Source organism: Vibrio sp. Hal054, assembly GCF_037162405.1.
Classification (GTDB): domain Bacteria; phylum Pseudomonadota; class Gammaproteobacteria; order Enterobacterales; family Vibrionaceae; genus Vibrio; species Vibrio diazotrophicus.
This window is the reverse complement of sequence record NZ_JARLUT010000001.1, coordinates 2,935,328-2,950,096: the sequence shown is the minus strand read 5'-3', so window position 1 is coordinate 2,950,096 and position 14,769 is coordinate 2,935,328. Positions and strand designations below refer to the sequence as shown.

The following is a 14,769-nucleotide window of genomic DNA, read 5'->3' as shown; positions in this document are numbered from 1 at the left end:
CAAGATTATGACCATCCAAATATTACCCGCCCGTTTAGCAAACCAAATCGCTGCGGGTGAGGTAGTGGAAAGACCTGCATCAGTAGTGAAAGAGCTGGTGGAAAACAGTTTAGACTCTGGCGCTACACGAATCGATATCGATATCGAGAAGGGTGGCGCTAAGCTAATTCGTATCCGCGATAACGGTTGTGGAATAGTAAAAGAGGAACTCGGTTTGGCGTTGAGTCGCCATGCAACGTCAAAAATCCATACTTTGGATGATCTTGAAGCGATTATCAGCCTCGGGTTCCGAGGCGAAGCGCTGGCTAGTATCAGCTCTGTTTCTCGTTTAACGCTGACTTCGCGTCCTGCTACTCAAGAAGAAGCTTGGTCCGCTTATAGCGAAGGGCGCGAGATGGAAGTTAAGCTTCAACCAGCAGCGCATCCCATTGGTTCCACGGTTGAAGTTCTGGACTTGTTCTTCAACACTCCTGCTCGCCGCAAATTTCTGCGTACCGAGAAAACCGAATTTACTCACATTGATGAACTTCTAAAGCGTATTGCATTAAGTCGTTTTGACGTGACATTCAACTTGCGACACAACGGGAAAATGGTGCGTCAGTACCGAGCCGCTAAAACGGAAATTCAGGCGGAAAAACGCATCGCCGCAGTGTGTGGCAGTGCCTTTGTTCGTTCAATGCTGAAAATTGAGCTTGAACATCAGGGCTTGCGTTTGCACGGTTGGATCACGACACCTGAAGGTGCCCGTCAGCAAAGCGATATTCAGTATTGCTACGTCAACGGACGCATGATGCGCGATAAGTTGATCAATCATGCCATTCGTCAAAGCTATGAAAGTAGTCTGCGTACAGATCAGTTCGCTACTTATGTGCTTTATATCGAAATCGATCCTCATCAGGTGGATGTCAATGTCCATCCTGCTAAACACGAAGTGCGATTCCATCAAGCTCGTTTAGTACATGATTTTATTTATCAAGCGTTAAGCAGCGCGTTGGCTGAGAGCCAGCATATTGATGCTCCAAGCATTAATGAGGGAGCGTTCCACTCTCCAGACGAATCGAATCATACGCAAGATAATCAAGAACCCGTCAAGCGGTCTGAAGAGGCTGTGGAAAGAGCTAGGCAAGCGGTCGAGAATTCACCGGCCTATCCAAGAAAGGCGAGTTCAGAACGGAGTTATTCACCACAGAATGATTCCTATCAGGTGCGAGAAAATGCGCAACGCAGTGAGTGGATGGTATCCGACAGAGCGAAGAGTAAATCGCCTCAGGAGAGAGTGGTTTCTAAATCGCCGAGCAAAGCTGAGGTTTATGCCTATCAGGAATTAATGAAAACACCTGAGCATACTGAAAAGCCAGCAACTGCACTGGTAAACAACGTGGATAAACACGAGCTTGAAAAAACAGGTTCTCCACAAGCTTCTCTCGAACCCGTGCTTATTGAGCAACTGGGCAAAGCGATCTCTATTATTCAAGAACGATATTTGCTGATGAACTCCCCTAGTGGTTGTGTTCTGATCTCACTGCACAAAGCGGAATGGTTCAAAGTGCTTGGGCAACTGAATGTTGAGCAAGGGGCGTTAAAAAGCCAGCCGCTGCTCGTCCCGTTATCACTAAAAATATCGTCACAAGAAGTTTCAGCCTTAGAGCTTTATCAGGCGGTATTTGCTAGGTTTGGTATTGAGTTTCAGCGTCGCTCAGCACAAAGCGTCATGTTGATGGGAGTGCCCCAACCATTGCGCCAGCAAAACTTACAAAATTTAGTTCAAGATCTGTTATCTTACGCCGCTTCAAACTTAGCGCAGGCTGAAAGTGAGCTTGATACTCAAGTGCTCGCTCAGTGGTTAAGTGATCATGTGACCGTGAACAAATCCAGCTACACTTTGTCTGAAGCGATTCAGTTGATTGCTGAATTAGAGCAGTTATGGCAAGGCAAGTTGCCTTTGCATGATGCACATTTTGTTAAGCCTGTCGATTTTACAGCGACTATCCAAGCATTAAACATTTAAGCAAAACTCATGACCAAACAATTACCTTTAGCTCTGTTTCTTATGGGGCCAACCGCATCGGGCAAAACAGAGCTGGCAATACGCCTGCGCCAAAAGTACCCGATTGAAATCATCAGTGTCGATTCGGCTTTGATTTATAAAGGTATGGATATTGGTACAGCCAAGCCTGACGCTCGCGAGCAAGAACTTGCTCCGCATCGCTTAATTGATATTTTGGATCCGAGTGAATCTTATTCTGCTGCGGATTTTAGACGCGATGCACTAAAAGAAATGAACGACATCGTTGCCGAGGGCAAGATCCCACTGCTGGTGGGCGGCACAATGCTTTATTACAAAGCGCTGTTGGAGGGGTTATCGCCACTTCCGGCGGCGGATCCAGAAATTCGTCAACAGATTGAAAAAGAAGCGATCGAACTGGGTTGGGATGCTTTGCATGACCAGTTAAAAGCAATCGATCCGGTTTCTGCTGAGAGAATCCACCCAAATGATCCACAAAGATTGTCACGGGCATTGGAAGTTTATCGAATTTCAGGTAAAACTCTAACTGAGCTGACTAAAACGAAAGGAGAACCACTTCCATTTCGAGTTAAGCAGTTTGCAATAGCACCCAAGGAAAGGGCAGAGCTCCATCGTCGAATTGAGCTAAGATTCGAAAAAATGGTTGAGAATGGATTTGAAGATGAAATGAAAGCACTCTATGCTCGAAAAGATCTTCATCCTGATCTGCCGTCGATTCGATGTGTTGGCTACAGACAGATGTGGGACTATTTAGATGGGAACTGTACTTTAGATGAAGCGATCTTTCGTGGAGTCTGTGCAACCCGTCAATTGGCCAAGCGCCAGATCACTTGGTTGCGCAGCTGGGATGATCTAACTTGGTTAGATAGTGAAAACATTGATCTTGCATTCGAAACAGTTTCAAATGCCATAGCGTTAGATTGATTTCGCTGTGTATAATGTGATCGCTTTTGCGTAATTTACCCTGTCAGGGATCGTTACTTGTTTTTGGTGTTTTTATCACCATATCTAGTAACAACGGGGTTTTATTCATTTAGCTCATAGGCATGGTCTGCACAGACTTTTAGTGCACCGCTAGCTAAATAACTACAACAAAATACAAATAAGGAAAATAAAATGGCTAAGGGGCAATCTCTACAAGACCCATTCTTAAATGCATTACGTCGCGAGCGTATTCCAGTGTCTATCTATCTGGTTAACGGCATTAAGCTACAAGGCCAAATTGAGTCTTTCGATCAATTTGTGATCCTACTGAAGAACACTGTTAACCAAATGGTTTACAAGCACGCAATTTCTACTGTGGTACCTGCTCGTCCAGTAAGTCACCACACTGCAGAGCGTTCTCCTTCAGATCGTCCTTCAGAGAAATCAGAAGATTAATAGTAACATAAAGCTATATTTATTAAGGAGTTGATAGCTTGTTTGACCGTTATGAAGCCGGTGAGCGAGCCGTACTTGTTCATATCAACTTCACGCAACAGGGTGAATGGGAAGATCTCAGCGAGTGTCAAATGCTGGTATCTTCTGCAGGAGTAGAGACACTTCAAGTTGTAACAGGAAGTCGTCAATCTCCTCACCCTAAATATTATGTTGGTGAAGGTAAAGCCCAAGAGATCGCACAAGCGGTTCAAGCGACAGAAGCAGATGTCGTGATCTTTAACCATTCTCTTTCTCCTGCCCAAGAACGTAACCTCGAACATCTTTGCCAGTGTCGTGTCATAGACAGAACGGGTTTGATCCTCGATATCTTTGCTCAACGCGCTCGTACCCATGAAGGTAAGTTGCAAGTTGAGTTAGCTCAGTTACGTCACATCTCGACTCGTTTGATTCGTGGTTGGACTCACTTGGAGCGTCAGAAAGGTGGTATCGGTTTACGTGGACCGGGTGAAACTCAGTTAGAGACCGACAGACGTTTACTGCGTGAACGTATTAAAGCGATTTTGCGCCGTTTAGATCGAGTAGCTAAGCAGCGTGAGCAAGGTAGGCGTGCTAGAACCCGTGCAGAGATACCTACGGTGTCATTGGTTGGTTATACCAACGCGGGTAAATCGACCCTATTTAACCGAATCACTGAAGCTGGGGTATATGCTGCAGACCAATTGTTTGCAACGCTGGACCCTACGCTTAGAAAAATTGAACTCAAGGATGTCGGCCCTGCAATCTTGGCTGATACTGTAGGGTTTATTCGTCATCTACCGCATGATTTGGTAGCGGCATTTAAGGCGACGTTACAAGAAACGCAAGAAGCTGACATTTTGTTACATGTTGTTGATGCCAGCGATGACCGTTTTCGTGAGAATATTCAAGCTGTAAATGATGTGTTACAGGAGATTGACGCTAACGAAGTGCCAACCCTGCTAGTCATGAACAAGATTGACAATCTAGACGTTCAAGAACCTCGCATTGAAAGAGATGATGAAGGTTTGCCGAGAACCGTATGGATTTCGGCGATGGATGGTTTAGGCATTGATCTGCTATTCCAAGCTCTGACAGAGCGTCTGGCTAGCCAAATAGTTGAATACAGATTGTGTGTTCCACCACAACATCAAGGTAGAATTCGCAGTACGTTCTTCCAAATGAAGTGCATTCAAGACGAAGAGTATGATTCTGATGGCAATTTGCTGATATCAATTCGTATGCAGCAAGTAGATTGGTCTAGACTAGAAAAAAGAGAAGAGGCAGTTTTACGTGACTTTATAGTTACTTAAAGGACTGCTAAAGTATAACGTCATATCAAATGATGGAGCTTTCTAATGGCGTGGAATGAGCCCGGAAATAACAACGGCAACAATGGCCGCGATAATGACCCTTGGGGTAATAACAATAATCGTGGTGACAAAGGCGGCCGTGAGCAAGGTCCGCCAGATTTGGACGAAGTATTTAACAAGCTAAGTCAAAAACTGGGCGGAAAATTTGGTAACAAAGGTGGAAGCGGTAAAGGGCCTTCTTTCCCTGGTGGTGGTGCCATTGGTTTTGGTGTTATCGCAGTTATCGCTATTGCTATCTGGTTCTTTGCTGGTTTCTATACCATCAGCGAAGCTGAGCGCGGCGTGGTTTTACGACTAGGTAAATACGACCGTATTGTTGACCCAGGTCTGAACTGGCGTCCTCGCTTTATTGATGAAGTTACACCAGTAAACATTCAGGCAATCCGTTCAATGCGTGCATCAGGTCTTATGTTGACTAAAGATGAGAACGTTGTGACGGTAGCAATGGATGTTCAATACCGTGTTGCTGACCCGTTCAAGTATTTATACCGTGTGACCAATGCTGACGACAGCTTACGCCAAGCGACAGATTCAGCGCTACGTGCGGTGATTGGTGACTCATTGATGGATAGCATCCTGACAAGTGGCCGCCAACAAATTCGTCAAAGCACTCAAGAGACGCTAAATCAAGTCATTGATAGCTACGATATGGGCTTAATGATTGTTGACGTGAACTTCCAGTCTGCTCGTCCGCCAGAGCAAGTTAAAGATGCCTTTGACGATGCGATTGCGGCTCGTGAGGATGAAGAGCGTTTCATTCGTGAAGCAGAAGCTTACAAAAACGAGATTCTTCCTAAAGCGACTGGTCGTGCAGAACGTCTGAAAAAAGAAGCGTTGGGTTATAGTGAGCGAGTAGTTAACGAATCATTGGGTCAAGTTGCTCAGTTTGAAAAACTGTTACCTGAATACAAAGCGGCACCTGAAGTTACACGTAACCGTATGTATCTAGACACGATGGAAGAAGTGTACAGCAATACTTCTAAAGTGCTGATTGACTCTGAATCAAGCGGTAATCTGCTTTACTTGCCAATGGATAAGTTAGTAGGTCAACAAACAACGCCGACCAAACGTTCAGACAAGTCTTCAGCGACTTATGACCACATTGAGTTAGAGTCTCAACGTACAGCTACAGATAACGAGACCGATACTCAAAATCGTTCAACTACTTCACGTCAAGGGAGATACTAATTATGCGTAAGTTAATGATCCCTGTAGTGGTTGTTGTTCTTGCTTTGTTGTTGATGTCAGTATTCGTCATCCCGGAAGGTGAGCGTGGCTTTGTTATTCGCTTTGGCCGAGTAATGAAAGATGCTAACGATGCGGCGAAAATTTACGAACCTGGCCTACACATGAAAATGCCTTTGTTTGACCGTGTGAAATCTTTAGACGCACGTATTCAAACGATGGATGGCCGTTCTGACCGTTTCGTAACGTCAGAGAAAAAAGACGTAATTATCGATACTTATGTTAAGTGGCGTATCAAAGACTTCGGTCAATACTACTTAGCAACAGGTGGCGGTAATGCCCTGACTGCTGAAGCGTTACTTGAGCGTAAAGTGACTGACGTACTACGTTCTGAAATCGGTTCGCGCGAAATCAAGCAGATCGTTTCTGGTCCTCGCAACAAAGATGTATTACCAGACAGTGCAGATGCGGAAGTTGTAACAACTGAAGCGGCGAAGCAAGCGTTAGAAATTGATGGTCAGCGTGATCAGATCATGGAAAACGTGCTTAACGATACTCGTAAGAGTGCGATGAAAGACTTAGGTGTTGAAGTGGTTGACTTCCGTATGAAGAAAATCAACTTACCTGACGAAATCAGTGAATCTATCTATCGTCGTATGCGTGCAGAACGTGAATCTGTTGCTCGTAAACACCGTTCTCAAGGTCGTGAGAAAGCGGAAGTTATCCGTGCTCAAGCTGAACTTGAAGTGGCGACTATTCTAGCCGAAGCAGATAAAACAGCGCGTGTTACTCGCGGTGAAGCTGACGCAAAAGCGGCGAAAATTTACTCTGAAGCGTATAACAAAGATCCTGAGTTCTTCAGTTTCGTACGTTCGTTAAAAGCTTATGAGAAATCGTTCAGCAATAAAGGCGACATTCTAGTGTTGGATCCGAAGAGTGACTTCTTCCAGTATATGAATAATGCAAAAGGCGCTGTTGCGAAATAACGCATTTAAATTTGACTAAAAGGCTCCTTTGGGAGCCTTTCTTTATGGGAACAAATAATGTCGAATTCACTTTGGATGGCACTGGGACTTGTGCTGGTGGTAGAAGGACTTGGCCCTTTAATTGCCCCCAACGGCTGGCGGCAAATGGTCGCTCAACTTAGTGAACAACCGGATAATCAACTTCGTCGCCTTGGTGGGTGCCTAGTGGTGGCGGGTGCCGTTATCGCGTATTACTTTGCTTAAAACCCATGATTTACCAGAGAGCGCTAGTAATGTGGAGGTGGTGGCTCTTTACTTGGATCCGCCATATTTGACGTTTCCATATTTTTCATTTTCCCAACGACATATTTCATTTGATCTTTCATTTTGTTGATCAATAACTGCTGCTGAGCAAGAGCTTCGTTTAACTCATCAATCGTCTGTTCTTGAAACGCAACTTTGCATTCCAAATCATCAATACGTTGCTGTAACTGTACTGTGTGTTGTTCTGTCATCGTAATACCCATATCGTCATGGTCTACAGTTGTTCGTTCTACAGGTTTAATTACTCATCTGCCAAGCTTGTGCTATGCCTGCGGAGGTACCTGATATGATTCGCTGCTTTGAATCGAAAGCGGCATCATACACTACTGCTCGCGGAGGGCGCGCATCTTTTCTCGGCTCAGCTTCAAAGCTATCCAGTTTATCGCCGGTTTTACTGTCCCAAACTTCTATTCGGCTTGATGGGGTTCCTGTGACTAACAAAGTTCCGTCATCAGAAAAGCGGGCTGTAGAAAATATTAATTGGCGAGAAAAGCTGTGTAACTGTGCTTGCTGAGTTCCACTTGGTAGTTGCCAGATAAAAGATTCATCTCCACCATCAGAAGTAAAAGCGAATTTACCATCACGTTGCAGTGCGACTCGATTGACTCTTTGCTGATGTTCAAAGGTGTGGATGATTTGTCCTGTTTTTGTGTCCCAAAAGTAAGCTTTATAGTCATTGCCACCGGTGAGGGCATAGCGTCCGTTCGGTGAAAGAGCGACAGAATTGACTTTTTCTTGGTGTGCGAGGAACTCCATCCGTCTTCCGCTGACTAAATCGACGTAGATGGCTTTGCCATTAGACAGACCGAGTAAGACTTGTTGACCATCGCTGCTGATATCAATATCACGGATTAATCCATCGGATATGGACCACAGCCCTTTTGCTTGTGACCAAGCGAGATTCCAAACGGCAAAGTTAATTTGGCTAGCTGTAACGGCAAATTGTCCGTTATCCGAAATTCGAATACGTGATACGGTGTTTTGCTGTGGATCCTGAGCGCCGAGCTCCGCGAGTTGCTCGCGAGAGTTTAAATCCCAGAGAACCAATTGGTGTTCTTGGGAATAGATAAGAGCGAATCGGCCGTCACGACTTAAGCCGAAACTGGCAGAACCATTGGGTTCTAAATCCCAGCGCTCTAGCTCTTTTCCAGAGAAAAAGCAGCCGTTTAACGCAACGATGACAGTAAAACAGAGTGTGAGATGATAAATTATCCGCATTAGGTCTAATTATCCGTAGAGACAATCTCAAAACATACCGCTATATTGGTACAACTTTTTGTTATGCACCAGTTAGATAACTGATTTTGTGCATGATACTGAAGCTTTACCAATAAAATAAGCTTTGCCAACAATTTGGAGAATTCAATGAAATCACTATTTAAAGTGTCACTGCTAGCTGCAACAGTCATTCTTGCAGTCGGCTGCCAGAAAGATGAAGCACCGAAAACGGAAGCGACCCCGGCAGCACAAGAGCAAGCTCAGGCAGTCACTTTTAAAACGGACGATGATAAAGCGGCATACGCTATTGGTGTTTCTTTCGCTAACTACCTAAACACCAGCTTAGACAAGCCTCGTGAAATTGGTATCGAACTAAACAAAGATCTTGTACTTCAGGGTATTGAACACGTTTTTGCTGGCAAAGCAGAACTTACTGAAGAAGATACTCGCGCGGCGCTAGAAGCGTTGGACAAACGTGTGGCTGAAACCATGCAAGCGAAAGCGGCTGAGAAAGCAGCAGCAAGCAAAGAAGCGGGCGATAAGTTCCGCTCTGAGTTTGAAGCGCAAGAAGGTGTGAAGAAAACTGAATCGGGCCTACTTTACCAAGTGATCACGCCAGCAGAAGGCGAACAGCCAAAAGAAACCGATACTGTTCAAGTACACTACAAAGGTACTTTGACTGACGGTACTCAGTTCGATAGTTCATACGATCGTGGTGAGCCAGCAACATTCCCTCTAAACCGAGTTATTCCGGGTTGGACAGAAGGTGTTCAGTTGATGCCTGTTGGTTCAAAATTCAAGTTCGTTATTCCGCCTGAACTTGCATATGGCGAACAAGACACGCCAACAATTCCAGCGAACTCAACACTGGTATTTGAAGTTGAGTTACTGAAAATTGATAACGGTGACGCTGCGGCTCAATAAGTTATCTTTAATCGTTGATAAAGGCCTGACTTGTTCAGGTCTTTTTTCTTTCAGTGAGTTTGAGCACATAATTTGTCTCAAATCACTTGTTAGTGATATAGCTAAGCATTCAAATAAAATTTTCTGATAGACTTACAACAATTTGTTGATTTTGCGTTTTAAGGTCAAAGTACAGTGACAACAACAGAAACATTTAATAATGCAGACATGCTGCTCGAAATGGAATCCGTGCACGTGAAACCATTCACTGAGCACGACAAGGTGATTTTGCGCTCTTATGAAGCTGTTGTAGATGGTATCGCCAGCTTGATTGGTCCTTTTTGTGAGATTGTTTTGCACTCATTAGAAGATTTAAATACCTCTGCAATTAAAATCGCCAATGGTGAAAACACAGGTCGACAAGTCGGCTCACCGATCACCGACCTTGCGCTTAAGATGCTGAGAGATATTGAAGGTTCAGAACGCAATTTTTCTCGTTCTTACTTTACCCGCGCGAAGGGTGGTGTCTTGATGAAATCCATTACGGTTGCCATTCGTAATGGTGAGAATCGTGTTATTGGTTTGCTGTGTATTAACGTCAACCTTGATGCTCCATTCTCTCAAGTTCTTCAATCTTTTATGCCAACTCAAGAAGCGCAAGATGCTGCATCTTCAGTTAACTTCGCGAGCGATGTCGAAGAGCTTGTGGACCAAACGGTTGAACGCACAATTGAAGAAATCAACACGGATAAAACCGTGTCGAATAACACTAAGAACCGTCAGATCGTTATGGCGCTGTTCGACAAAGGTATCTTCGATATTAAAGATGCGATTAACCGCGTTGCGGACCGTCTGAATATTTCTAAGCACACTGTTTATTTGTATATCCGTCAGCGTAAAACAGAGGATGATGAAGCGTGAGTTCGAACCACACTTCGTTGACTTATACCTTAGTGGTCAATGGGTCTGTGTACGGAACTCAGTCTGCACGTAATGCCTATTTGTTTGCACAAGCTTTGATAGAAAAAGGGCACCAGCTAAAAAGCGTCTTTTTCTATCAAGACGGTGTATTCAATGCATCATCACTGACGGTTCCCGCCAACGATGAGTTTGATCTGGTCAAAGCATGGCAATCACTGGCGACTAAGCATCAGGTTCGTTTGGAAACGTGCGTAGCTGCAGCATTACGTCGTGGTGTGATTGGCAAAGAAGAAGCAAGTCAGCATCAATTGCCTTCAGATAATCTTGCAGAGCACTTTGAGCAATCTGGGCTGGGTAGTCTAGCCGAAGCGTTGCTTAGTCAGGATAGAGTGATTCAGTTTTGAAAAAAGTCGCCTTTATTTTTCATACTCCTCCTCATGCTACATCTTCCGCACGTGAAGGGCTGGACGCGATTTTAGCCGCTTCTGCCTATTCCGAAGATTTAGCCATTTTTTTCATTGGAGAAGGGGTACTGCAACTCCTCAAGGATCAGGAACCGTCTCAAGTATTGAGTCGTGATTACATTAGCGCTTTTAAACTGCTTGATTTATATGATATTGAGCAGCGTTATATTTGCTCTCAAAGCCTACAAGACTGGGGGCTTGATTCGAGCGACTTGGTTATTGAGGGAGAAATTCTGTCCTCACAGCAAATCGCAGCTCAGTGGAATGAGTTTGACCAACTTTTAACTTTCTAAGGGGCTCACGTGCTACACATCGTAAAATCTTTGGAAAAACTGAAGCTTGTGTCTCGTTACCTGCTACAAGAAGATGCGTTATTGCTGGTGGAAAATGCCGTTTACGCAACCAGTGAACATTCTGAGTATTTCAAGCAAATTGCACAGACGAATCTGGTATTTGTTTTGGAAGAGGATCTTCTGGCGAGAGGGTGGTCGAAAAAGACGGCAGAAAACATTCAAATCATCAATAAATTCGAGTTTGTTGAGCTGACAGTAAACCATGCAAAATCAATATCTTGGTAATTATTCATCTCTTTATCAAATTTCGTTCATTTTTATCCTCAGTAATGGGCTAAAAAAAGATCTGTATATTTCTTGACACACATCCCACTGCTGCATAGAATTTTGCGTCCCTATTTACGCATTGTAAGTAGGGATAGATTTTTCACAAAGCTAATTTCAGCAAATCAGGAGCTAGTTAATGGCAACTATTAACCAGTTGGTACGTAAGCCTCGTGTAAAGCAAGTTGTTAAAAGCAACGTGCCTGCACTAGAAGCGTGCCCACAAAAACGTGGTGTATGTACTCGTGTTTACACTACAACACCTAAAAAACCTAACTCAGCACTTCGTAAAGTTTGTCGTGTACGTCTAACAAACGGCTTCGAAGTGACTTCGTACATCGGCGGTGAAGGTCACAACCTTCAAGAGCACTCAGTTGTTCTAATCCGTGGTGGTCGTGTTAAAGACCTTCCAGGTGTGCGTTACCACACTGTTCGCGGTGCACTTGACTGTGCTGGCGTGAACGACCGTAAACAGGCTCGTTCTAAGTACGGTGTGAAGCGTCCTAAGTCTTAATTTTTCTCTGTAAAGAAAGCGTTAAGTAAGGCCAAACACTAAATTAATTTGTATTTTTTGATAAAACTGAAAAGTTTTGGATAAAACCTGAAGAAGACAACGGAGAAAATCCATGCCACGTCGTCGCGTTATTGGTCAGCGTAAGATCCTTCCAGATCCAAAGTTCAAATCAGAACTGCTGGCAAAATTCGTTAACATCCTTATGGTTGACGGTAAAAAATCTACTGCAGAAAAAATTGTTTACACTGCACTAGACACTATGGCTGAGAAATCTGGTAAAGATCACTTAGCTGTATTTGAAGAAGCTCTTGAAAATGTACGCCCAGCGGTAGAAGTTAAGTCTCGCCGTGTTGGTGGTTCAACTTACCAAGTACCAGTAGAAGTACGTCCGGTTCGCCGTAACGCACTTGCTATGCGTTGGTTAGTTGAAGCTGCGCGCAAGCGTGGTGAAAAATCTATGGCTGCTCGCCTAGCTGCTGAAATGCTAGACGCGTCAGAAAACAAAGGTACAGCTGTTAAGAAACGTGAAGACGTTCACCGTATGGCTGAAGCGAACAAAGCGTTTGCTCATTACCGTTGGTAATACCTTTTCAGTGCTGCAAGGTTCCTTGCAGCACTTCTTTAGTTCCTATGCTTATGCTAGGAACTATTGCTATATCTAGAGGACAGTATTTTTCTCGAAGATAGTTTTTTAGCTGAGAATCGTTTTTAGCTATAGCAATAGTCCCTATCTCTAATAAGAGGATTCAATCGTGGCTCGCAAAACTCCTATTGAGCGCTACCGTAACATCGGTATCTGTGCTCACGTAGATGCAGGTAAAACTACCACTACTGAGCGTATTCTGTTCTACACTGGCCTTTCTCACAAAATCGGCGAAGTTCACGATGGTGCCGCAACCATGGACTGGATGGAGCAGGAGCAGGAACGTGGTATCACTATCACTTCAGCTGCGACTACGACTTTCTGGCGTGGTATGGAAGCACAGTTCCAAGATCATCGCATCAACATCATTGATACCCCAGGACACGTAGACTTTACTATTGAAGTAGAGCGTTCACTGCGTGTACTTGATGGTGCAGTGGTTGTGTTCTGTGGAGCATCAGGCGTTGAACCTCAGTCTGAAACTGTATGGCGTCAAGCAAACAAATACCACGTACCACGTATTGTATTTGTAAACAAAATGGACCGTGCAGGCGCAGACTTCTTACGCGTTGTAGACCAAATTAAACATCGTCTTGGTGCAACTCCGGTTCCAATCCAACTAAACATTGGTGCAGAAGAAGAGTTTAAAGGTGTTATCGACCTTATCAAGATGAAAGCAATCAACTGGAATGAAGCCGATCAAGGCATGACGTTTACATACGAAGACATTCCGGCTGACATGCAAGAACTTGCTGAAGAATGGCGCAGCCACTTGGTTGAAACTGCCGCTGAAGCAAGCGAAGAATTGATGGAAAAATACCTTGATGATGGCGAGTTAACTGAAGCTGAAATCAAACAAGCGTTACGTCAACGTACACTGAATAACGAAATCGTGCTGGCTACTTGTGGTAGTGCGTTCAAAAACAAAGGTGTGCAAGCGGTTCTGGATGCGGTGATTGAATATCTACCAGCACCTATTGACGTACCTTCAATCAAAGGTATCGATGAAAACGACAACGAAGTTGAGCGTCATGCTGACGACAACGAACCGTTTTCAGCATTAGCATTTAAGATTGCGACTGACCCATTTGTAGGTTCTCTAACCTTCATGCGCGTTTATTCTGGTGTTGTGAATTCAGGCGATGCTGTATACAACTCAGTAAAACAAAAGCGTGAGCGTTTTGGTCGTATCGTGCAAATGCACGCTAACAAGCGTGAAGAAGTTAAAGAAGTTCGTGCAGGCGATATCGCTGCGGCTATCGGTCTGAAAGATGTAACGACAGGTGATACTCTGTGCGACCAAAATCACAAAGTGATTTTGGAGAGTATGGAATTCCCTGAACCTGTTATTCAGATCGCCGTAGAGCCTCGTTCTCAAGCCGACCAAGAGAAAATGGCAATCGCGCTAGGTAAACTAGCAGCAGAAGACCCATCTTTCCGCGTTGAAACAGACCAAGAAACGGGTCAAACGCTTATCTCTGGTATGGGCGAACTTCACCTAGACATCATCGTTGATCGTATGAAACGCGAATTCAACGTTGACTGCAACGTGGGTAAACCTCAGGTTGCTTACCGTGAAACCATTCGTGGTAAATCGGAAGTTGAAGGCAAATTTGTTCGTCAGTCTGGCGGTCGTGGTCAATACGGTCACGTTTGGCTGAAGATTGAACCTGCTGAAGTAGGTCAGGGCTTTGTCTTCGTTGATGAGATCGTTGGTGGTGCAATTCCTAAGGAATTCATTAGCCCGGTAGCGAAAGGTATCGAGGAGCAAATGAACAACGGTGTGTTAGCTGGCTATCCTGTATTGGATGTTAAGGCAACACTATTCGATGGTTCATTCCACGATGTCGACTCAAGTGAGATGGCGTTTAAAATCGCTGGCTCAATGGCATTCAAGAAAGGTGCGCTCGAAGCAAACCCAGTCATTCTTGAACCGCTAATGAAAGTTGAAGTAACCACTCCAGAAGATTGGATGGGTGATGTTGTTGGTGACATAAACCGTCGTCGCGGCATGATCGAAGGTATGGATGATGGCCTTGCTGGTCTGAAAATTATCCATGCTAAGGTACCTCTATCTGAGATGTTTGGTTACGCAACGGACCTACGTTCTGCGACCCAAGGACGTGCTTCTTACTCTATGGAGTTTGCTGAGTACTCTGAGGTTCCTAAAAATATTGCAGAAGCAATTATTGCGGAACGCGGTTAACGTTATTTGATTAAT

The 14,769-nt window shown here is 44.4% G+C and carries 17 protein-coding genes; 15 read left to right on the top strand and 2 right to left on the bottom strand.

Annotated features, from left to right (window positions below; all coding sequences use genetic code 11):
• Positions 1 to 7 precede the first annotated feature (7 nt).
• From mutL to P4S58_RS13715, 7 genes are all read left to right on the top strand, one after another.
• Positions 8 to 2,008 (top strand): DNA mismatch repair endonuclease MutL, encoded by a 2,001-nt coding sequence (gene mutL, locus P4S58_RS13745; protein WP_337164291.1) that lies wholly within the window; start codon positions 8 to 10, stop codon positions 2,006 to 2,008.
• A gap of 9 nt (positions 2,009 to 2,017) precedes the next feature.
• Positions 2,018 to 2,950, top strand: a complete 933-nt coding sequence (miaA, locus tag P4S58_RS13740) for a tRNA (adenosine(37)-N6)-dimethylallyltransferase MiaA (protein ID WP_042490234.1) — start codon at positions 2,018 to 2,020, stop codon at positions 2,948 to 2,950.
• Between the two features lie 192 nt (positions 2,951 to 3,142).
• Positions 3,143 to 3,406 (top strand): RNA chaperone Hfq, encoded by a 264-nt coding sequence (hfq, locus tag P4S58_RS13735; protein WP_042490235.1) that lies wholly within the window; start codon positions 3,143 to 3,145, stop codon positions 3,404 to 3,406.
• 38 nt (positions 3,407 to 3,444) lie between these two features.
• Complete coding sequence (hflX, locus tag P4S58_RS13730; RefSeq protein WP_042490237.1) at positions 3,445 to 4,734, top strand: ribosome rescue GTPase HflX; 1,290 nt, start codon at positions 3,445 to 3,447, stop codon at positions 4,732 to 4,734.
• A gap of 45 nt (positions 4,735 to 4,779) precedes the next feature.
• Positions 4,780 to 5,982: an FtsH protease activity modulator HflK gene (gene hflK, locus P4S58_RS13725; protein WP_042490238.1), complete on the top strand. Its 1,203-nt coding sequence runs from the start codon at positions 4,780 to 4,782 to the stop codon at positions 5,980 to 5,982.
• A 2-nt stretch (positions 5,983 to 5,984) separates the two neighbouring features.
• Positions 5,985 to 6,965, top strand: a complete 981-nt coding sequence (gene hflC, locus P4S58_RS13720) for a protease modulator HflC (RefSeq protein ID WP_042490241.1) — start codon at positions 5,985 to 5,987, stop codon at positions 6,963 to 6,965.
• 57 nt (positions 6,966 to 7,022) lie between these two features.
• On the top strand, positions 7,023 to 7,208 hold the full coding sequence (locus P4S58_RS13715; RefSeq protein ID WP_102955671.1) for a DUF2065 domain-containing protein: 186 nt from the start codon (positions 7,023 to 7,025) through the stop codon (positions 7,206 to 7,208).
• 23 nt (positions 7,209 to 7,231) lie between these two features.
• Here the strand turns inward: P4S58_RS13715 and P4S58_RS13710 are convergent, their stop codons facing one another.
• Both P4S58_RS13710 and P4S58_RS13705 read right to left on the bottom strand, forming a co-directional pair.
• On the bottom strand, positions 7,232 to 7,459 hold the full coding sequence (locus P4S58_RS13710) for a SlyX family protein (RefSeq protein WP_042490246.1): 228 nt from the start codon (positions 7,457 to 7,459) through the stop codon (positions 7,232 to 7,234).
• A 46-nt stretch (positions 7,460 to 7,505) separates the two neighbouring features.
• Positions 7,506 to 8,486: a WD40 repeat domain-containing protein gene (locus P4S58_RS13705; RefSeq protein WP_042490248.1), complete on the bottom strand. Its 981-nt coding sequence runs from the start codon at positions 8,484 to 8,486 to the stop codon at positions 7,506 to 7,508.
• 147 nt (positions 8,487 to 8,633) lie between these two features.
• On the opposite strand from P4S58_RS13705, the gene fkpA reads away from it, so the two are divergent.
• The 8 genes from fkpA (at position 8,634) to fusA (ending at position 14,754) form a co-directional block, all read left to right on the top strand.
• Positions 8,634 to 9,410, top strand: a complete 777-nt coding sequence (gene fkpA / locus P4S58_RS13700; protein ID WP_102955673.1) for an FKBP-type peptidyl-prolyl cis-trans isomerase — start codon at positions 8,634 to 8,636, stop codon at positions 9,408 to 9,410.
• A gap of 174 nt (positions 9,411 to 9,584) precedes the next feature.
• Complete coding sequence (locus tag P4S58_RS13695; protein ID WP_042490253.1) at positions 9,585 to 10,310, top strand: helix-turn-helix transcriptional regulator; 726 nt, start codon at positions 9,585 to 9,587, stop codon at positions 10,308 to 10,310.
• Positions 10,307 to 10,714, top strand: a complete 408-nt coding sequence (gene tusD, locus P4S58_RS13690; RefSeq protein WP_180980210.1) for a sulfurtransferase complex subunit TusD — start codon at positions 10,307 to 10,309, stop codon at positions 10,712 to 10,714. The genes P4S58_RS13695 and tusD overlap by 4 nt, the downstream gene beginning before the upstream one ends.
• Complete coding sequence (gene tusC, locus P4S58_RS13685) at positions 10,711 to 11,067, top strand: sulfurtransferase complex subunit TusC (protein WP_102964730.1); 357 nt, start codon at positions 10,711 to 10,713, stop codon at positions 11,065 to 11,067. Before tusD ends, tusC begins: the two co-directional genes overlap by 4 nt.
• A 9-nt stretch (positions 11,068 to 11,076) precedes the next feature.
• Positions 11,077 to 11,352: a sulfurtransferase complex subunit TusB gene (gene tusB / locus P4S58_RS13680; RefSeq protein WP_102964729.1), complete on the top strand. Its 276-nt coding sequence runs from the start codon at positions 11,077 to 11,079 to the stop codon at positions 11,350 to 11,352.
• Between the two features lie 178 nt (positions 11,353 to 11,530).
• Positions 11,531 to 11,905: a 30S ribosomal protein S12 gene (gene rpsL / locus P4S58_RS13675; protein ID WP_042490261.1), complete on the top strand. Its 375-nt coding sequence runs from the start codon at positions 11,531 to 11,533 to the stop codon at positions 11,903 to 11,905.
• 112 nt (positions 11,906 to 12,017) lie between these two features.
• Positions 12,018 to 12,488 carry a 30S ribosomal protein S7 gene (gene rpsG, locus P4S58_RS13670; protein ID WP_042490263.1) on the top strand — a complete coding sequence of 157 codons (471 nt, stop codon included), beginning with the start codon at positions 12,018 to 12,020 and terminating at the stop codon, positions 12,486 to 12,488.
• 169 nt (positions 12,489 to 12,657) lie between these two features.
• Positions 12,658 to 14,754: an elongation factor G gene (gene fusA, locus P4S58_RS13665; RefSeq protein WP_337164283.1), complete on the top strand. Its 2,097-nt coding sequence runs from the start codon at positions 12,658 to 12,660 to the stop codon at positions 14,752 to 14,754.
• The last annotated feature ends 15 nt before the right edge of the window (positions 14,755 to 14,769 follow it).

Excerpts from the sequence above, each read along its gene's own strand:
- rpsL (WP_042490261.1), top strand. The coding sequence starts at position 11,531 with ATGGCAACTATTAACCAGTTGGTACGTAAGCCTCGTGTAAAGCAAGTT.
- hfq (WP_042490235.1), top strand. The coding sequence starts at position 3,143 with ATGGCTAAGGGGCAATCTCTACAAGACCCATTCTTAAATGCATTACGT.
- fkpA (WP_102955673.1), top strand. The coding sequence starts at position 8,634 with ATGAAATCACTATTTAAAGTGTCACTGCTAGCTGCAACAGTCATTCTT.
- P4S58_RS13705 (WP_042490248.1), bottom strand. The coding sequence starts at position 8,486 with ATGCGGATAATTTATCATCTCACACTCTGTTTTACTGTCATCGTTGCG.
- mutL (WP_337164291.1), top strand. The coding sequence starts at position 8 with ATGACCATCCAAATATTACCCGCCCGTTTAGCAAACCAAATCGCTGCG.
- hflK (WP_042490238.1), top strand. The coding sequence starts at position 4,780 with ATGGCGTGGAATGAGCCCGGAAATAACAACGGCAACAATGGCCGCGAT.
- P4S58_RS13715 (WP_102955671.1), top strand. The coding sequence starts at position 7,023 with ATGTCGAATTCACTTTGGATGGCACTGGGACTTGTGCTGGTGGTAGAA.
- hflC (WP_042490241.1), top strand. The coding sequence starts at position 5,985 with ATGCGTAAGTTAATGATCCCTGTAGTGGTTGTTGTTCTTGCTTTGTTG.
- rpsG (WP_042490263.1), top strand. The coding sequence starts at position 12,018 with ATGCCACGTCGTCGCGTTATTGGTCAGCGTAAGATCCTTCCAGATCCA.
- P4S58_RS13710 (WP_042490246.1), bottom strand. The coding sequence starts at position 7,459 with ATGACAGAACAACACACAGTACAGTTACAGCAACGTATTGATGATTTG.
- miaA (WP_042490234.1), top strand. The coding sequence starts at position 2,018 with ATGACCAAACAATTACCTTTAGCTCTGTTTCTTATGGGGCCAACCGCA.